Below are 18,849 nucleotides of genomic sequence, written 5' to 3'. Positions count from 1 at the left end.
GCGGCGCCCCTCACGCCTTGCGCAGCCGGTCGATGATGCCGTCGAGGTCGAGCTGCATCAGGTCGGGCCGGACCCAGTGGCCGCCGGGCACCTCGTGCGAGTCGTGCGGGATGCCGGCCTGGTCGAGCAGGGAGCGGAACTCGCGCTGCCCGGCCAGCACCTGCGGCTCGTTGACGCTGCTGAACCAGTCCACCGGGTCGGGGCTGGTGCCCGCCACCAGGAAGACCCGCTTGTTGCGGTAGCTCTCGATCCGCTGCACCGGGTTGTCGGCACTCACCCGCGCCTCGTCCCAGAGCGGCGCGCCGTAGATCGTGCCGCCGTTCAGGTCGAGGGCGGCGGACGAGGCGTTCGCCCAGTGCGCGACCAGGCCGCCGTCGCGGCGCAGGCTGGCCGGGCCCGAGTGGGCGCTGACCGAGGCGAAGTGCCCGTAGTACTTGGCGGCGTACTTGAGCGCGCCGAAGCCGCCCATCGAGAACCCGGACACCGCGCGGCCGTCGTACTCGGCGAAGGTGCGGAAGTTGGCCTCGACCCACGGCAGCAGCTGGTTGATGTGGAACTCCTCCCAGTTCCGCGGGCCCACGTTGGAGCTGACCGGGTTGGAGTACCAGCCGGCGTGGCCGCCGTCCGGCATCACCACGATGACCGGCTTGCCGGCGGTCCAGTCCCGGATGCCCAGCCGGTCGAAGGTGATGAAGTCCTGGTCGGTGCCGCCGCCGTGGAACAGGTACAGCACCGGGTAGGTGCGGCCGCTCCAGTGGTAGTCGTCCGGCAGCAGCACGTTCACGCCGGGGTTCCAGCCGATCGCCGAGGTCCGGAAGCGGTAGTACCACATCCGCGGGTCGCCCTCGTTGCGCTCCACGATGCTCAGGCCGAACCCGTCGCCGGCCGCCGCCGCGGACCCCGCCGACGCCAACGAGCCCGCGGTGCCCAGCGCCAGCGCGGCACCGAGCCCGCCGGCCGACTTGAGCAGACTCCTACGAGTGGGGTGGTTCGCGGTCAATGCGGCCTCCTGGGAGCACGTGGCGGCGGCCCGTTCGGACCCGGACCGCCCGGGAACCGAGCGCTTGGGACGCTAGCCACCCGCCGTGCGGCCCGGAATCCGGAACCATCCGGACTGACAGGCGGCCCCGCCGCCGCTAAGGCCCGGGACCGACCGGGGCCCGCCCGCACCGCCCGCACCGCCGGCGGTCCCGCCGCGGGTCCGGCCGGGTACTCGATTGGCACAGCCGGGAGGCGGGGAGAGGGAGTTGACCCTACGTTGGCTGCCGGGGGTCATCCGAGCGAGAGGTGTGCATTTCCATGGCTGGGAAGTTCGAGCTGTACGTGGACGAGTCGGGCAACCACCGCTTCCGCCTCAAGGCGAGCAACGGTTCGGTCGTGGTGACCGGCGAGCCGGAGGAGTCCCGCGAGCAGTGCCTGAAGAGCATCGAGTCGATCCGCAAGCTGGCGCCGTACGCGCAGCTGCTGGAGACGCCGGCCCACGCCTGACCACGGAGCCGCACCGGCCGGGACCGTGGGGTGGACCGCGGCGGGCCGGGACCGCGAGCCCGTGACGACCGAGTTGTCGGTCCGTCACGGGCTCGCAACCGTTCCGGCGCGGCGGGGGCGGCACGGGGCATGCTGACCGGGGACGGCCGGACAGGAGCGAGGGGGTTGCGGTGAGCGGACGGGAGATCATGGCGGCGGCGGGGGTGCTGTTCCCCGACCGGGACGGCCGGGTGCTGGTGGTGCGGACCTCCTACCGGGCCAAGCACCCCATCGCGGTGCCCGGCGGCGGCTGGGAGCCCGCCGACCCGTCGCCCCGGCACACCGCCGTCCGGGAGATCCGCGAGGAGCTGGGCGTCACGCCCGTGCTGCGCGAACTCGCCTGCCTGGACTGGTCGCGGGACCACGACCGGCCGCCGATCGCCGCGTTCCTGTACTGGGCCGACCCGCTGACCCCGGAGCAGGCCGCGGCCGTCCGGCTGGAGGCCGCCGAGCTGGACGCGATCGTCCACCTGCCGCCCGACCTGCTGCTGTCCGCCGTCCCGCCGCTGCTGTCGCGCCGGATGGGCGCCTGCGTGCTGGCCCCGCGCGCGGCCGCGCCGCTGGAGCTCGCCGACGGTCTGCCGGTCGGCCACTCCACCCTGCACCTGCCGCCGCGCCCGGCCCCCGCGTACCTCGGCGCGGCCGCGCTGGAGGGCCTGCTGCCGCCGGGCGCCGGGCTCGCCGCGCCGCCCCCGCCGATGGACAAGCAGACGTACTACGCGACCCGCCCGCGGGTCCGGGCCAAGGCCCGGATGCTGTTCACCGCCCCGGACGGGCGGGTGCTGCTGGTGCGCCTGACGCCGTGGCGGGACGAGTCGCCGTGGGTGCTGCCCGGCGGGTCCGTCGAGGCCGACCGGGAGCTGCCCCGGGCGGCCGCCCGGCGGGAGGCGCTGGAGGAGCTGGGCTGGCGGCGCGAACCCGGACGGCTGCTGGCCGTCGACTGGGTGGGCGGCCACCCGTGGGACGACCTGCCGCACCTGTCGCTGGTCTACGACGGCGGGACGGCGGGCCCCGAACTGCTCGCGGACGTCCGCGTCCAGGAGGAGGAGATCGCCGAGTGGCGGCTGTTCACCCCCGCCGAGGCCGCCCGGGTGCTCACCCCGCCCCGGGCCCGGCGCCTGGCCGCCTGCCTGGCCGTCCGCGCCCTGCCACCGACCGCCGGGCCGGCCGAACTGGTGGACGGCGCGCCCCCGGCCACCACTGCCTGAACACCCCGGGCCCGGTTCCCCTCGGCGGTTCGCGGCGGATACCGGGGCCCCGGCCGGGTATGAATGAGCAGGTCGGGACGGTGCCCGCCGGTGCGGGGCGCGGCCCGGCCCGTTTCGGGAAGATCGGGAGGTGCGGGGTGGGACAGTCGCTCGGGTCCGAACTGGACGGCCGTACGGTGCGGGCGCTCGACGGCGGCGACCGGCTGCTGCTGCGCCTGGACGACGGACTGCTGCTGACCGTCCGGAACGACTTCCGGCTGCGGCACGGCACCGAGGTCGAACACTTCTACCCCGCCCTCGGCCTGCCCCCCTCCGGCACCCTCCGCCACCTCGCCGACGCCGTCATCACCACCGCGACGGTCACCCCCGCGGGCGGTCTCGAACTCACCTTCGACACCGGCCACCTCCTCGCCGTCGCCCCCGACCCGGCCCCCGGCGGCCCGCCCCACCCCTGGCAACTCTCCTCCCCCACCGGCCCCCTGCACACCGGCGGCCCGAACGGCACCGCCACCCCCTGACCCACCAGCGGCCCGGTGAAGCCGAATTCGGGGAAGCGGGGATCCTCCGGCCCGGACCTGACGTCATTAGGATGACGGCCGATCGGCAGGGTTGGACGGGGGAAGGGGCGGGGCGTGTTCGGAATCATCAGGCCGTGTCGGCATCGGCTGTCGGAGGGGTTGCACGCGTCGTGGATGGCGCACCTGTGCGGGTTGTGTCTGGCGTTGCGCGACGATCACGGGCAGTTGGCGCGGACGGCGACCAACTACGACGGGCTGGTGATCTCCGTTCTGGTGGAGGCGCAGTCCTCGGGGTCCGGGGAGCGGCGGACGGCTGGGCCGTGTCCGTTGCGGGGGATGCGGACGGCTGCGGTGGCGCGGGGTGAGGGGGCCAGGTTGGCGGCGGCGGTGTCGTTGGCGCTGGCGTCGGTGAAGATGCGTGACCACGTGGTGGACGGGGACGGTGTCTTCGCCCGGCGTTCGGTCGCGGCCGGGGCGCGGCGGGTCACCCGGCGCTGGGACCGGCAGAGCGCCGGCAGTGCGGCCGCGGTGGGTTTCGACACGGGTGTGCTGCTGGCGGCGGCCGGACGGCAGGAGGCCGCCGAGTCCGCGGTGAGCGCGGGCGGGTCGCTGCTGCTGGCGACGGCGCCGACGGAGGAGGCCACGGCGGCGGCGTTCGCCCACACCGCCGTGCTGGCGGGCCGTCCCGGCAATGCGGAGGCGCTCGCCGAGGCCGGACGGCTGTTCGGGCGCCTGGCGCACCTGCTGGACGCCGCCGAGGACCGGGCGGAGGACGAGACGCGCGGGGCGTGGAACCCGCTCACCGTCACCGGCACCACCCAGGCCGAGGCCGAACGGCTGTGCCGGGACGCCGTGCACGGCATCCGACTCGCCCTGAACGAGGTCGAGTTCACCGACCGGGCCCTGGTCCACCGGCTGCTCGCGCACGAGACGAGCGAGGCCGTCGACCGGGTCTTCGGGCACCGGCACCATCACCACGCCTGCGCCGACACCGACGCGAGTGCGAGTGCGAGTGCGAGCACGGGTGCCGGGGGCGATCCGCGGGCCTCGGCGCCGGATTCCGGGGGCCGCCGGCAGCCTCCCCGGGTCCTGGGCCACGGCGCTTCCGGCAGCTTCGGCCCGGCGGAGGGCTACGGCGTCCCGGGCGCTCCGGGCGGGGCCGGCGGCCAGGACGGTCCGGGGGGCCACGGCGGTCCGGGGGGCTACGGCGGGTCGGGCGGGCCGGGTGGTCCCGGGGGGCCGCAGCAGCCGGCGGAGGGTGGGCAGCCGAAGAAGAAGCCGCGCGGGCCGGTCCTCGGCTGTGCGGCCTGGCTGACCATGGCCTGCACGTGCCAGTTGCTGTGCTGCACGCACGACCACCCGTTCACCCGGGAGCGCCGCGACAGCTTCTGCGACCGCAACTGCTCCTCGACGGACACCGAGTGCTGCGGCGCGTGCGGCGGCGCCTGCGAGTGCCTCGCCTGCTGCGGCGCCTGTGCCTGACCCGCGGGACGCGGGGCGGGCAGCGCCGCTGGGCCACGGAACGGAATACGGGAGCGGGACGATGACGGAGTCGACGGAGTTGACGGAATCGCAGGGGTTCACCGCGGCGGCGGAGTTGGCGGCGGCGGCGTGGAGCGGCTGGCCGGCGCTCCAGGAGTTGGGCGAGGCGGAGGACCCGTTCGAGGTGGCGTCGGTGGGGGGTGTCTGGCGGCCGAAGGACCGGCACTTCGGGGTGCACCGGGACGGGCGGCTGGTGGCGCACTCCGGGTTCGTGGTGGCGCCGGTCGAGGTCGGCGGGCGGCGGTTCGAGGTGGCGGGGATCGGCGGGGTGCTGGTGTCGCCGCACTGGCGCGGGCACGGGCTGGCGCGGGCCGTCGTCGGGGCGGCGCTGGACGCGGCGCGGGCCGACGGCCTGGAGTACGCGATGCTGTTCTGCCTGCCCGACCGGGCCCCGCTGTACGCGCACCTCGGGTGGACGGCGCTGCCCGACCCGGTGACGGCCGATCAGCCGGAGGGGCCGGTGGCCGTGGCGCTCGGGGCGATGTGGCTCGGTCTGGTGCCGGGGGCGCGCTGGCCGGAGGGCGGCCCGGCCCGGCTGCGCTCGTTGCCGTTCTGAGCCGGCCGGCCGTGCCGTGTCCGGCCGTCACCGGCCGGTCGTTGCAGGGCTGTTGCAGGGGATGTGAGGCGGGTCACAGCCCGGGTGGACGGTTCGTGGTCGACTCGGGAGATGGTGCGGATGCGGGCGGTTCGGGTGGGTGCGGGCGTCGTGGTCGCGGTTGCGGCGGTCGGGGCGGTCGCCGGGTGCGGGTCCGTCGTGGCGAGTGGGGGAACGGCGACGGCGGCGGCAGCGTCGGCGGAGGCCGGCCCGTGCGGGGCGGCGCCGTCGGCGCGGCCCGCGGGGTGGACCCGGGACTCGGTGCGGATCCTCGCGGTCAGCGCGGACTGCCTGGAGTACGAGGTGACCAACGAGGGCACCGAGCCCGCCGACCTGACGGTGCTGTTCGGCTGGTCGGGCAGCGGGACCCTGCTGCCGTCCGACCCGACCGGGACGCAGACGGCGGTGGCGCCGGGGGCGTCCGTCCGGGGGCGGGTCCCGCTGACCGGACACCCGGTCGTGCCGGACCTGCCGGTGGGCACCGTCCCGGACTCCTGGCCTTCGTCGGCCTCCCCCCGCCCGTCGAGGGCCTCGGGGCCCGCCCCGGACGTGAAGGTGCTGAAGGTGCGCAGCGTGCCGACCGCGGAGGCTCCGTCGACCGGCGGTGCGTGTCCGGCGTCCGGGGTGCGGGTGTACGCGGACCGGGGCGACGCGGCGATGGGGCTGCGGGTGGTGGGGCTGCACCTGGAGAACTGCGGAACGCGGGACGTCGTGCTGGACGGGTACCCGCGGACCGAACTGCTCGACGAGGCGCACGCCCCGGTGGCCGGGGTGCAGGTGCTGAAGGGCGGTTCGGCGATCTCGACGGGCACGGGGGCGGACGCGCCGCCGCGCCGCTTCACCGTCGCGCCGGGCGGGAAGGCGTCCGCGGGGCTGGTGTGGCGCAACACCACCGACCTCTCGGGCGCGCCGGTGAACGCCCCGTACGTGCGGGTGCGGGCGACGGCGGACGCGGCACCGGTGATGGTGACGCCGGAGCTGGACCTGGGGACGACCGGGCGGATCGGCGTGGGGGCCTGGGCGCCGGAGCAGTCCTGACGCCCGGGCGCCCGGGGCCCTGGGTCAGCCGACGTGGACGCGGGGGCGGCGGGAGCGGTCGGTCTCGGCCTCGCGGAGCACCTCGCGGGTGACGGGGGCGACCTCGCCCTGGCCGAACAGGAAGAAGCGCAGGAACTGGGCGAACGGGCTGCCCTCGGTCCACTCGAAGTAGATGTGCGGGAGCTGGCCGGTGGTGTCGCGCACGTGCAGCAGTATCGCGGCGAGCGCGTTCGGGATGCTGGAGTGCTCCAGCGTCAGGACGCGGTAGCGGTCGTGCAGGACTTCGCCGCGCACGTGCAGTTCGGCCTCGAAGTCGGACGGGTCGAGGACGGTGACCTCGACGAAGACCAGGTCGTCCTCGACCGGGATGTCGTTGTCGGCGCGGATCTGGTGCACCTTGTCGCGGTACTCGGCGAGGTCGCGGCCGGCCGGCTCGTTGGCGATGAAGCGGATCGTGCGGTGCGCGGTGTCGCGCACGAAGCGTTCCGCGACCTCGTCCAACTGGACGTCGGTGACCCGCAGTTCGAAGGCGCGGGCGAGCCGGGAGGCGAGCGAGACCAGCACGATGCCGGCGATGAAGCAGGCGCCGATCTTCACGCCGTCGGGGCGTTCGGCGATGTTGATGGCGGTGGTGTAGAGGAAGACCGCGGCGATCACCGCGAAGCCGACGGTCCAGCCGCGCTGGCGGGCGGCGCGGGCGGCGATGGTGACGGCGATCGCCGCGGAGGTGATCAGCACCAGCACGCCGGTGGCGTACGCGCCGCCCTGCTTGTCGACGTTGGCGTCGAACAGCCAGGTGACCAGGAAGGCGATCGCGGTGAGCACCAGCACCATCGGGCGCACCGCACGGGCCCAGTGCGGGGCCATGCCGTAGCGGGGCAGGTAGCGGGGCATCAGGTTGAGCAGGCCGGCCATCGCGGAGGCCCCGGCGAACCACAGGATGGCGATGGTGGACAGGTCGTAGACCGAGCCGAAGGCGCCGCCGAGGTAGTGGTGGGCGAGGTAGGCCAGGGCGCGGCCGTTGGCGGGGCCGCCGGGCTGGAAGTCGTCGGCGGGGATCAGCAGGGTGGTGATGAAGCTGGTGGTGATCAGGAAACAGCTCATGATCACGGCGGCGGTGGTGAGCAGCTTGCGGGCGCCGCGGATGCGTCCGGTGGGGCGCTGCTCGGTGTCGTCCGGGTCGCCCTCGATGTGCGGCATGACGGCGACGCCGGTCTCGAAGCCGGACAGGCCGAGGGCGAGCTTGGGGAAGACCACCAGGGCGACGCCGACCATGACGACCGGGTTGCCGTGCTCCAGGGTGAGGGCGTGCGTCCAGTCGGTGATCAGGGACGGCGCGGTGACCACGTGCCACAGGCCGACGGCGACCACCACCACGTTCAGCGCCAGGTAGACGGCGACCAGGACCACCGCCACGCCGATCGCCTCGCTGAAGCCCTTGAGGAAGACCGCGCCGAGGGCGGCGACCAGCAGCAGGGTGATCAGCACCTGGTGGCCGCTCAGCGCGCTGCGCAGGTGCGGGTTCTCCACCAGGTGGGCGGTGGCGTCGGCGGCGGACAGCGTGATGGTGATCAGGAAGTCGGTGGCGGCGAAGCCGAGCAGCGCGAGGACGAACAGCTTGCCCTTCCAGAACGACAGCAGCCGCTCCAGCATGGCGATCGAGCCCTCGCCGTGCGGGCTCTCCTGGGCGACCCGGCGGTAGACCGGCAGGGCGCCGAACAGGGTGACCAGCACCAGCACGATGGTGGCGACCGGGGAGAGCAGGCCGGCCGCGAGCGCGGCGATGCCGGGCTGGTAGCCGAGGGTGGAGAAGTAGTCCAGGCCGGTCAGGCACATCACCTTCCACCAGCGCTGGCCGTGCTGCTGGTCGGGGGCCTCGGCGTGCGGCCCGGGGTGCTGCTTGGCCATGTCGGACAGGCCCTCGAGCAGCCAGGCGCGCAGTCGCTGCCGCGCCGTCCCTCCGTCCGTGGGGGCGGAATCGACCACTGTGCTGCTCCTGTCCGGGGTGGGGGCGCCCCGGGCCGCCGGACGCTCCGGCCCGCCGGGCGAACTCCCACGTCAATGTAGGTGACGTCCGCCGCCGTCCGGGGCAGGCTGGAGCGTAGCCCCACCCTTTGGCCCAGCGGATCACCGGTCCCGGGGCGTTGACCGGGCCATGGGGCGGGATTGGGGGACGGTTTGCCCGCCCGCCATGGTTCGTGACGTTATGTCCGTTCGTGCGCGCTTCGGGACCAGCGGCCCGCCGGACGGGACCGCCCGGCCCTGTCGGCGGGCCGGCCGGGTTTGGCAGACTGCGGGGGTAGGGGTCCGCGAGGAGGAGTACTGCCATGTCCGAGGGTTCGGCGCCGATCAGGGTGTTCCTGCTGGACGACCACGAGGTGGTCCGCCGCGGGGTGCACGACCTGCTGGACTCGGAACCGGACCTCCAGGTCGTCGGCGAGGCCGGCACGGTCGAACAGGCACTGGCCCGGGTCCCGGCGCTGCGCCCGGACGTCGCCGTGCTCGACATGCGGCTGCCGGACGGCGACGGCGTCACGGTCTGCCGGGAGCTGCGCTCGCGGATGCCGCAGCTCGCCTGCCTGATGCTCACCTCCTTCGACGACGAGGAGGCGCTGCTCGACTCGATCATGGCGGGCGCGGCCGGCTACGTCCTCAAGCAGATCAGCGGCACCGACCTGGTCACCGCGATCCGCACCGTCGCCTCCGGCCGGTCGATGCTGGACCCGGGCGCGGCGACCCGGCTGATGGCCCGGCTGCGCGGCGAGGCCCCGGCGCCCGCACCGGAGTTCCCGCACCTGACCGACCGGGAGCGGGAGATCCTGGCGCTGATCGGCGAGGGCCTGACCAACCGGCAGATCGGCGAGCGGGTCTACCTCGCCGAGAAGACCGTCAAGAACCACATCTCCCGGCTGCTCGCCAAGCTCGGCGTCGAACGCCGCGTCCAGGCCGCGGTGATCGCCACCCAGACCCTGGCCGCCCAGCCCGGCGGCGGGGACCGGGGGTTCTGACCGCCCGGGCCGTTCCGCTGTCCTGGCTGCTCGTTAGGGTGCCCGGAGGTGATCGGCCGATCGGGGCCGGTCTGGCGGCGTTCGCTGCCGGTCGGGGTGCGGGGGAGGAACGGTGCGGCGCTGGGAGCTGGTCGGCGGCGGTTCGTCGAAGTTCTGGGAGGCGGAGGCCGACGGGGTCTCGGTGCGGGTGCGCTACGGGCGGATCGGCGGTGACGGGCGGCTGCAGGTGAAGGAGTTGGCCGACGCGGGGGCGGCGGCCGGGCACCTGGCGAAGCTGGTCGCGGAGAAGGAGCGCAAGGGCTACCGGGCGGTGGGCGGCGAGGAGGTTCCCTCGGGGGCCGTCGAGGTCGTCGAGTCGGCCGAGGCGCCCGTCGAGGTGGTCGAGACCGCCGAGGTGCCCGTCGAGGTGGTCGGGCTGCCGGACGAGGACGTGTTCGTGCTGCCCGGGGCGTGGCGGCCGTGGGTGGTGCCGCGGCGGGGTGGCACGGTGCCGGTGGCGGCCTGGCGGCCGGTGTGGGACGCGGCGGGGGCCGCGGCGGCGGAGGAGCGGCAACTCGCGGAGGAGCGGGAGCCGTTGGAGCTGGCGCTGGTGTCGGAGGAGTCGGACCCGGAGGCGGTGCGGGCGGTCCGGACGCACCTGGCGGGGGTGCCGGATCCGCTCGGGGCGGTGGGGGTGGCCCGGTTGCTGCGCTCGCGCGGCGACGACGACTGGGCGCGGCGGCTGGTCGACTCCTGGGTGGTGCGGTTCGGTCTGGGGTTCGCGCTGCGGGCGTCGCTGCGGCTGTTCGACCTGGACGTCCACCCGGTGCGCGAGAGGTGGCGAACCGGCCGGGTGGCGTTCGCCGGTGCTCCGCCCATGGCGACGTACCACCTGTCGTTCCAGTTCGGCGTCCTGGCGGCGGCCCGCGAGGTGCTGGCCGGGGTCGGGGAGGGCGCGTACCGGGAGGCGCTGGCGGAGTTGGACGGGGCGCTGGGTGCGGTGCCGGGCGGGGCGTTCGACCCGGTGCTGCGGCGGGCGGTGGCCGCGTACCTGGCGCCGGAGCGGGCCGGGGTGGTGGACGGCTGCCTGGCGGAGGGGTCGGACGATCCGCTGGTGCGGACCCTGCTGGCGTACGCGCTGGGCAGTGCGGAGCAGGTGGAGCGGTTCGGGGGTGCGGGCGGGCTGCTGTCGGGCAGTTGGCGGCAGGCGCTGGTGTCGACCCTCGCCGACGGGGCGGGACCGGCCGCGGCGGAGCTGGTGCGGGTCGGGGCGGCGCCGGACGGTCCCGGGTACGACTCGCAGTGGTACGCGGAGTGCCTGGGCGCGTTCCCGACCGACCGGGTGATGGCGGAGATGGTCGACCGGATCGCCGACAAGCACGTCCGGGTGGCGCTGCTGGAGGCGGCGCGGCGGCAGCCGGTGCGGGCGGTGCGGGTGCTGGCGGCGGCGGCCCGGCGCGGTGGCGGCGCCGGGAGCACGGCCCGGCGGATGCTCAACGGGCACGTGGGGGCGCTGCGTTCGCGACTGCCGGAGCTGCTGTCCCGGCTGGACGGGGAGAGCGCCGACTTCGTCCGGACGCTGGAGGGCGCGCGGGAGCCGCTGCCGGAGGCCGGGCCCGAGCTGCTGCCCGAGCTGCTGGTCGCCCCGCCGTGGAGCCGGCCGCGCACCGTCCGCAAGGTCCGGGTGCTGACCGGTCTCAGCGTCGACGAGTCGTCGCAACTGCTTTGGGCAGAGGGCGAGTTGGCGGAGTTCGCGGGCTCCGCCGAGGTGCGTCGGCAGCTTCCGCTCGGCGCCGACTGGGCGGCGGAGGCGGAGCGGGCCCGGATGCAGGGCTCGGTCTGGTCCCTCTACCGGGTCCTGATGCGGGGCCCGGTGGAGGTGATGACCCCGCTGCTGGCGTCCTGGGACCGGCGCGCGCTGCTGGACATCGGCCTGTCCGGGCAGCCGCTGCTGGCCAAGTACGGCACGGCCGTGCTGCCGATGCTGCACGAGGCGGCGCGGTCCCAGCCCGCGCAGACCTCGCCCGTGCTGCTGCCGGTGCTGGACGCGGCCGCCGCGGGCGTGATGGCGGACGTCCTGGTGCGGCTCAAGTCCGTTCAGCCGGTGGCCCGTTCGTGGTTCGCCCGGCACGGGGTGGCGGGGGCGCTGCTGCTGGTTCCGGCGGCGGTCGGCAAGGCCGGGCGGGCCCGGGCGGCGGCGGAGCACGCGCTGCGGCTGGTCGCCGCGCAGGAGGGCGCGGAGGTCCTGCTGGCGGCGGTGGCGGAGCGGTACGGCGCCGAGGCCGCGGCGGTGGTCGGGGACGCGCTGGGCTCCGACCCGCTGGAGAACGCGCTGCCCGCGAAGCTGCCCGAGTTCCCGGACTGGCTGCGGCCCGAGGTGCTGCCGCAGCTCCAACTGGCCGACGGTGGCGGGGCGTTGCCGGTGTCGGCGGTACGGCACCTGGTGACGGCGCTGCAGCTGGGCCGGCCGCGCGAGCCGTACCCGGGGCTGGCGGCGGCCGCGGAGGTGCTGCGGGCCGACACGGCGGCGGCGTTCGGCTGGGCGGTGTTCGAGGAGTGGTGGCAGGCCGGGATGCCGTCCAAGGACGGCTGGGCGCTGCACGCGCTCGGCGGGTTCGGTGACGACGACACCGCCCGCCGGCTGGCCCCGCTGCTGCGCGAGTGGCCCGGCCAGGGCGCCCACCAGCGCGCGGTGGAGGGACTGGACGTGCTGGCCGCGATCGGCACCGACGTCGCCCTGATGCAACTGCACGGCATCGCGCAGCGGGTGAAGTTCAAGGCCCTGAAGGCCCGCGCCCAGGAGAAGGTCGCCGAGATCGCCGAGGCGCTCGGCCTGACCGCCGAACAGCTCGGCGACCGCCTGGTGCCGGACCTCGGCCTGGACGAGGACGGCACCACCGTCATCGACTACGGCACCCGGACGTTCACCGTCGGCTTCGACGAGCAGCTGCGCCCATACATGCTGGACGCCGACGGCAAGCGGCGCAAGGACCTGCCCGCCCCGGGCGCGAAGGACGATCCGGAGCTCGCGCCCGCCGAGCGCAAGCGCTTCGCCGCCCTGAAGAAGGACGTCCGGACGCTGGCCGCCGACCAGATCGTCCGACTGGAGGCCGCGATGGTCACCGAACGGACCTGGAGCGCAAGCGAGTTCCGCACCCTGCTGCTCGGCCACCCGCTGCTGTGGCACCTGGTGCGCCGGCTGGTCTGGACGGCCGACGGCACCGCGTTCCGGGTCGCCGAGGACCGCACCCTCGCCGACCTGCACGACGAGCAGTACACCCTGCCCGAGGACGCCACCGTCCGACTCGCCCACCCGCTGCACCTCGGAGCGGACACGGCGGCCTGGGCGGAGGTGTTCGCGGACTACGAGCTGCTCCAGCCGTTCCGCCAACTGGGACGCCCGGTCATGGAGTTGACCGAGGAGGAGGGCGCCGGGCACCGGCTGCACCGGTTCGAGCGCCGCCGTGTCCCGGTCGGCCGGCTGCTCGGGCTGACCAAGCGCGGCTGGCAGCGCGGCACCCCGCAGGACGCGGGCGTGGAACGCTGGTTCTACAAGCCGCTGCCGGAGGGCCGCTGCCTGGTGCTCGAACTCAACCCGGGCATCGCGGTCGGCATCGTCAACGAGCTGGGCGACCAGAGCTTCGACACGGTCTGGCTGGACACCAGCCCCGGCGACTACTGGCCGAGCCGCCGCACCTACGACCAGCGCCTGGCCGACCTGGACCGGGTCACCGCATCCGAACTCCTTTCTGACCTGGAGGAGTTGACCGCCGACTGACCGGCCCGGCCGCCGCCCCGGGCCCTTCCCCGGCCCGGGGCGGCGCTGTCGGGGGCGGCGCTGTCGGGGCGGCTGGCTAGGGTGAGGCCCAACGAGCGGTCGGACGGCGGTGCGGAGGGTGCGGTGCAGCGGGGGGAGCAGGGGGAGCAGGTCCGCGGGGGCGGCGCGGCCGGGGAGGACGCCTTCGCGTGGCCGGCGGCCTGGCGGGCGGCGGTGGTGCCGCGGCGCGGGGGCGGGGCGGTATCGCCGGCCGAGTGGCCGGGGCCGGACGCGGTGGCCTTCGAGGACGCGCTGATCGCCGAGCACCGGGAGTGGATCGAACAGGTCTGCGCGGCCGACGAGTCGGACCCGGCGCTGGTCCGAGCGGTCCGGGCGTACCTGGGCGGGGCGGCCGATCCGCTGGGCGCGGCGGGCGTCAGTGCGATGCTGCCCGCGCTGTACGCGGACGACGACGCGGGCGGGGCCGCGCTGATGGACGCCTGGACGGTCCGGCACGGGCCCGCGTTCGCCGCCCGGGCCGCCGCCGAGACCATGGAGGTCGAGTACTGGCGCTCCCGCCCCGGCTATCTCCGGCCGTGCCTGCGGCCCGCCGACCCGAACCAGGTGTACAGCTACGGCGAGGCGCAGTCCAAGGTGCTGCGCTGGGCCCGCCACCTGCTGTCCGTCGCCGACGAGGACGCGTACCGGGCGGCCCTGGCGGAGGTCGGGGCGGCCCGGGCCGGGGGGCCGCAGCGGCGGGTGGGGGCCGCGTTCCTGTTCCCGGAGCGGACCGACTGGGTGGACGAGTGGATCGACGAGCTGCCGGAGCGCCCGAGCCGGCCGGTGTGGTCGCTGCTGGTGGGCGCGCTCGGCCGCCCGGAGCAGGTCGACCGGCTGCTCCCCCGGCTGACCCGGTACCAGTGGTGGGCGCGCCCGGCGGCCACCGTCGCGGACGGCCTCGGCACCGCCGCGGCGGCGATGCCCGCCCTGGCGCTGCGTCACCTGGACAGCGGCCGGGAGGCCGGTCAATTGGCCGAACTGCTGCTGGAGTTCCCCTCCGACGAGGCGTTCGGCGCGCTGCTGGCGCGGATCGACGACCGGGCCGTGCAGCCCGTCCTGCTGCGGGCCGTGGAACGCTACCCGGTGCGGGCGCTGCGCCTGCTGGCGGCGGCCGTGCAGGACGGCGGGGTGACGGCCCGGCACCTGCTGGAGCGCTCGCTGCGCGGAGCCGCCGCGTCCGGGCGGCTGCCCGCGCTGCTGGAGCGGCTCGACCCGGCGACGGCCGCGTTCCTGCGCGCGCTGCCCGCCGCGGACCCGGCCGGGCCGGTCGCCGACGTGGCGGAGTGGCCCGCCGTGCTGGCCTCCCCGCCGTGGCAGCGGCCGCGACCGCGACCGCGACCGGCCGGGAAGCCGCGGGTGCCGGCCGACCCGACCGGGCAGGACGACCCCACCGGCCTGACCGGCCTGACCGGCCCGACCGGCTCGATCGGCTCGATCGGCTCAACTGACCTGACCGGCTCGACCGTCCTGACCGCCGACGAGGAGCCCGAACTGCGCTGGCAGGACGGTGAACGGGAGCTGTGGACGGAGCCCGCGCGGCGCTCCGACGCCTGGCACAGCCACCCCGAGGACACCGACTGGGCGGCGGTCGGCGCGGCCGAGTTCGCCGCCGCCCGGAGCCTGTGGGCCGCCTGCCAGGTGCTGTGGCAGGCCCCGGTGGAGGTGATGTCCCCGCTGCTGGCCGACTGGCGGCCCGAGGAGCTGTACTACGGGCTGGAGACGTTGCGCCCGGTGCTCGCCAAGTATGGCCGGGCGGCCGTCCCGGTGGCCGTGCGCACCGCCCTGATGCGTCCCGCGCAGTTGGCGCCGCTGCTGCTGCCGGTGCTGGACGTGGCGGCGGCCCGGCTGATGGCGGAGGGCCTGACCACCCGCAAGTCCGTTCGCAGCACGGCCCGTTCGTGGTTCGCCCGGCATGGAACCGCGGGTGCGCTGCTGCTCGTCCCGGACGCCTTGGGCGAGCCCGGCCCGCGCCGGACGGCCGCCGGGCAGGCCCTGCGCCTGATCGCGTCCGGGCCTGACGGCGGCAGCGGGGCTGCGGACGGCAGCGGGGCGGAGGGCCACGGCAGCAGGACTGCGGACGGCAGCGGGGCGGAGGGCCACGGCAGCGGGGCGGCCGCGCTGCGGGCGGCCGTCGCCGGGCGGTACGGGGCCGCGGCGGCGGAGGCGGTGGGTGCCGTGCTGGCGGTGGATCCGCTGGTGGGGGCGCTGCCCGCGCGGCTGCCGGAGCCGCCGCCGTGGCTGGACCCGGTGCTGCTGCCGCCGCTGCCGCTGCGCTCGGGGGCGGTGCTGCCCGCGGCGGCGGTGCGGGACGTGCTGGTCATGCTGGCGCTGTCGAAGTCCGGCGCCCCGTACCCGGGGCTGGCGCTGGTGGCCGAGGCGTGCGCGCCGGGGGCGTGGCCGGCGTTCTGCTGGGCGGTGTTCGAGGAGTGGCGGCTGGCCGGGATGCCCGCGCGGGAGAGCTGGGCGCTGTCCCTGCTCGGCGAGTTCGGCGACGACGGGACCGCCCGCCGGCTGGCGCCGGTGGTGCGCCGGTGGCCGGGGCAGCAGGCCGGGCGGCGGGCCGCCGAGGGCCTGGACGTGCTGGCGGCGATCGGCACCGACACCGCGCTGGCCCAGCTGCACGGCATCGCCCAGCGGGTGCGCTACCAGGGCGTCCGGGCCCGGGCCCGGGAGAAGATCGCCGAGGTCGCCCTGGAGCTGGGCCTGACGCCCGACCGGCTCGCCGACCGGCTGGTGCCGGACCTCGGCCTGGCGGCCGACGGCACGGCCGTCCTCGACTACGGGACGCGGACGTTCACCGTCGCCCTGGACGACCGGCTGCTCCCGTACGTGCTGGACGGCACGGGCCGCCGCCGGGCCGCGCCGCCCGCGCCCGCCGCCAAGGACGACCCGGAGCTGGCGCCCGCCGCCCGCAAGCGGTACGCCGCGCTGAAGAAGGAGCTGCGGGTGGTCGGCGCCGAGCAGACCGCCCGGCTGGAGACCGCCATGGTCACCGAACGGGCCTGGACGGCGGACGAGTTCCGGACGCTGTTCCTGGCCCACCCGCTGCTCGCCCACCTCGGCCGGCGGCTGCTGTGGACCACCGGCAGCGGCGCCGCGCAGGCCGCCGGGGCCTTCCGGATCGCCGAGGACCGCACCTTCGCCGACCTCGACGACAAGCCCTTCGGCCTGCCCGCGGACGCCGCCGTCCGACTCGCCCACCCCGTCCGACTCGGCGCCGACCTGTCGGCCTGGGCGGAACTCTTCACCGACTACCTCGTCATCCAGCCGTTCCCGCAACTCGGCCGCCCGGTGCGGTCGTTGACCGCCGACGAGGCCGCCGGGCACCGGCTGCCCCGGTTCGAGGGCCGCACCGTCCCGGCCGAGGCGGCGCAGGCGCTGGCCCGGCGCGGCCCGGACTGGTCGCACGGCGAGACCGACGGCGACGGCACCCGCTTCTCGCTGCGCAAACTTTTGCCGGACGGCCACCGCCTGACCGTCTCCCTCGACCCCGGCCTCCCGCTCGGCCCAACCGCCGAACTCCCCGACCAGACCCTCCGCGAGGTCTGGCTGGGCACCCGCACCGGCCCCTACTCCCCCACCGCCCGCCACCTGCGCCCGTTCGCCCGGCTCGACCCCGTCACCGCCTCCGAGATCCTCGCGGACCTGGAGGAGTTGACCGGCCTGCGCTGACCCCGCCGACCGGGTCGGACCGTGTACTTCCCAACCGGAGCGGAGATCACTAAGGTCCTGGGGCTGTGACTATGCGTGGATCCGGTGACGATCTGTGGGAAGAATTCGTCAGGGAGTTCGAGAAGAACAACGCGGTGAAGGAGCCCAGCGCCGCCGAACGGGCCCGGCAGGCGGGCCGGCAGACCGCCCGACAGCAGCAGCCCCGCCACCGCTCCCGGCGCGGGCTGCTGGTCCTGTCGGCCGCCATCGTGCTGGCCGCGGCGGGCGCGGGCGCGTACGCCTACCACGACCGGAAGCCGGCCCCCTCCGCCGCCCCGCCCGCGTCGTCCGCCCCGGCGGTCCCCTCCGCTCCGTCCGCTCCGTCCGCGAACACCGTTTCAGCCTCCGCGCTCGCCGCTCCGACCCAGGCGGCGTCCGGCGGGCCCGGGGCGGCGATCCCGCTGTCCGTCTTCCCGGAGAAGGTGCAGGGCTACACCCTGGTCGCGGACGTGGCCGAGTCGAACTGCACCGGGGCGGACCTGGTGACCTCCGTCCTCGCCGGGCTGATCACCCAGGGCCACGGCTGCCTCGGCATCGACCTGGCGCTGTACCGGGACGCCGCCGGCAACCAGTACCGGCTGGCGCTGTTCACCATGAAGGACCCGACCGACGTCCCGCACCTGATCAACCAGCTGGCCGTGGACGCCGCCGACTACCAGGTCGCGGTCCAGCTCCCGCCCCGGGGCTCGGGCCTGCGCGAACTGCCGCCCGACAGCGGCTTCGTGCAGGACTTCGCGGGCTACGGGACCGGCATGCTCATCGGCATGGCCCAGTGGTCCGACGGCCGCACCGGGAACTTCGACGAGCTGGTCAAGCAGCTCAGCCCGCTGACGGACGCCGTCATCCGCAACGTCCCCGTCTGAGCCCCGGGACGGGCGACCGCCCCGGCTGCCGGGCGGGGGCTCACCCCAACGGGAGGGCGTAGACCGGCTCCTGGCCGAAGGCCGTGAAGCCGGAGCGGCGCAGGATCGGCCCGGACGTGCGGGGGTTGCCCTTGACCAGGGCCATGCGCGCGCCGCGGGCCGCCGCGTGGGCGAGCCGGGCCCCGAGGACGGCGCGGTAGACGCCGCGGCCCCGCCAGGGCGGGGCGACCACGCCGCCGGTCAGGCGGGCGACGCCGTCGACCAGGGCCACGCCGCCGGTGCCGACGGGTTCGCCGTCGACGTAGGCGACGAGCCGCCCGCCCCGGCCCTCCGCGGCGGCCCGCGCGTTGCGGTGCGCCGCGTGCTCCAGTTGCGAGGCGGGCGGGAGGGCGCCGCCGAAGCCGGTGGTCTCGACGAGCGCCCCGTCCCGGACGGTCGGGAAGTCCGTGGCCCAGCGCAGTTCCACCGCCACCTCGGGCGGGCGCAGGTCCGGGGCGCCCGCGGACAGGTCCGCGGCCAGGATCTCCAGGTCGAGTTTGATCCGGCCGCCGCGGGCGGCCAGTTCGTCCCCGAGCCCGGGCGGGCCGCCGAGCAGGACCTGCCAGTCGAGCACCGGCGGTCCGAGCGTCCGGGCCCGGGCGAGGACGGCGTCCACGGCGGCGGGGAGCGGGCCGGTGGGGGTGAAGGAGACGACCGACAGGTCGAAGTCGTAGTAGTCGGGCAGCCGCAGGATCGTGTAGCCGGCGTCCTCGACGACCTCGGCGTCGTCCGGCAGCCACACCCAGGCCGCCCCGGCGGCGGTGACCTCTTCGATCGTCAGACTCATCGGCCCAACCTAACCGCCGTCCGGTGGCGGTCCCGGGCGGCCGCCGGAGCTGTTGCAGAACCATGACGGTCCGCGTCCGGCCCGCTCCCGCCCGGTCGCTGTCGCTGTCTGCGGTGCCGCTGTCGCTGTCGCTGTCGGCGGTGCCGGATACCGTCGGTGCGCGGTGGTCGGCCGGCCGGGTGGCAGCCCGGGACCGGGCGGCCCGCGGGGGCTTGAG

Annotated in this window: 13 protein-coding genes; 10 read left to right on the top strand and 3 right to left on the bottom strand. The window is 75.9% G+C overall.

What is annotated here, in order from left to right; translation table 11 throughout:
• Positions 1-10: 10 nt before the first annotated feature.
• Positions 11-1,000, bottom strand: coding sequence for an alpha/beta hydrolase (locus EDD39_RS21045; protein ID WP_123558232.1), 990 nt, complete (start codon positions 998-1,000; stop codon positions 11-13).
• Positions 1,001-1,299: 299 nt separating this feature from the next.
• Between EDD39_RS21045 and EDD39_RS21040 the strand changes: the two genes are divergently transcribed.
• The 6 genes from EDD39_RS21040 (at position 1,300) to EDD39_RS21015 (ending at position 6,428) form a co-directional block, all read left to right on the top strand.
• Positions 1,300-1,488 carry a YegP family protein gene (locus EDD39_RS21040; RefSeq protein WP_123558230.1) on the top strand — a complete coding sequence of 63 codons (189 nt, stop codon included), beginning with the start codon at positions 1,300-1,302 and terminating at the stop codon, positions 1,486-1,488.
• 170 nt (positions 1,489-1,658) lie between these two features.
• Positions 1,659-2,735, top strand: a complete 1,077-nt coding sequence (locus EDD39_RS21035) for an NUDIX hydrolase (RefSeq protein WP_148089486.1) — start codon at positions 1,659-1,661, stop codon at positions 2,733-2,735.
• 137 nt (positions 2,736-2,872) lie between these two features.
• Complete coding sequence (locus tag EDD39_RS21030) at positions 2,873-3,253, top strand: DUF6188 family protein (protein ID WP_123558226.1); 381 nt, start codon at positions 2,873-2,875, stop codon at positions 3,251-3,253.
• A 114-nt stretch (positions 3,254-3,367) separates the two neighbouring features.
• Positions 3,368-4,735 carry a DUF5685 family protein gene (locus EDD39_RS21025; protein WP_123558224.1) on the top strand — a complete coding sequence of 456 codons (1,368 nt, stop codon included), beginning with the start codon at positions 3,368-3,370 and terminating at the stop codon, positions 4,733-4,735.
• Positions 4,736-4,796: 61 nt separating this feature from the next.
• Entirely contained in the window at positions 4,797-5,351 is a 555-nt protein-coding gene (locus tag EDD39_RS21020; protein ID WP_123558222.1) for a GNAT family N-acetyltransferase, read from the top strand.
• 300 nt (positions 5,352-5,651) lie between these two features.
• Positions 5,652-6,428, top strand: coding sequence for a DUF4232 domain-containing protein (locus EDD39_RS21015; protein ID WP_244256868.1), 777 nt, complete (start codon positions 5,652-5,654; stop codon positions 6,426-6,428).
• 24 nt (positions 6,429-6,452) lie between these two features.
• Here the strand turns inward: EDD39_RS21015 and EDD39_RS21010 are convergent, their stop codons facing one another.
• A complete protein-coding gene (locus EDD39_RS21010; protein ID WP_244257248.1) occupies positions 6,453-8,336 on the bottom strand; it encodes an APC family permease in 1,884 nt (627 codons plus the stop codon).
• Positions 8,337-8,755: 419 nt separating this feature from the next.
• Here EDD39_RS21010 and EDD39_RS21005 point away from each other — a divergent pair, with 419 nt between their 5' ends.
• The 4 genes from EDD39_RS21005 (at position 8,756) to EDD39_RS20985 (ending at position 17,806) form a co-directional block, all read left to right on the top strand.
• Positions 8,756-9,436 carry a response regulator gene (locus EDD39_RS21005; RefSeq protein ID WP_123558215.1) on the top strand — a complete coding sequence of 227 codons (681 nt, stop codon included), beginning with the start codon at positions 8,756-8,758 and terminating at the stop codon, positions 9,434-9,436.
• A 112-nt stretch (positions 9,437-9,548) separates the two neighbouring features.
• The gene (locus EDD39_RS42135) at positions 9,549-13,193 is read left to right on the top strand and encodes a WGR and DUF4132 domain-containing protein (protein WP_123558213.1); all 3,645 of its coding nucleotides are present in this window, start codon (positions 9,549-9,551) and stop codon (positions 13,191-13,193) included.
• Positions 13,194-13,316: 123 nt separating this feature from the next.
• A complete protein-coding gene (locus tag EDD39_RS20990; RefSeq protein ID WP_162870074.1) occupies positions 13,317-16,904 on the top strand; it encodes a DUF4132 domain-containing protein in 3,588 nt (1,195 codons plus the stop codon).
• Between the two features lie 65 nt (positions 16,905-16,969).
• On the top strand, positions 16,970-17,806 hold the full coding sequence (locus tag EDD39_RS20985) for a hypothetical protein (protein ID WP_148089485.1): 837 nt from the start codon (positions 16,970-16,972) through the stop codon (positions 17,804-17,806).
• A gap of 40 nt (positions 17,807-17,846) precedes the next feature.
• Here EDD39_RS20985 and EDD39_RS20980 read toward each other — a convergent pair whose 3' ends face one another.
• Positions 17,847-18,632 carry a GNAT family N-acetyltransferase gene (locus tag EDD39_RS20980; protein WP_123558205.1) on the bottom strand — a complete coding sequence of 262 codons (786 nt, stop codon included), beginning with the start codon at positions 18,630-18,632 and terminating at the stop codon, positions 17,847-17,849.
• Positions 18,633-18,849 lie beyond the last annotated feature (217 nt).

The sequence above is a fragment of the Kitasatospora cineracea genome, from assembly GCF_003751605.1.
Classification (GTDB): Bacteria; Actinomycetota; Actinomycetes; order Streptomycetales; family Streptomycetaceae; genus Kitasatospora; species Kitasatospora cineracea.
Note: the sequence above shows the minus strand (reverse complement) of the source record. Positions and strands in the feature narration are given on the sequence as shown.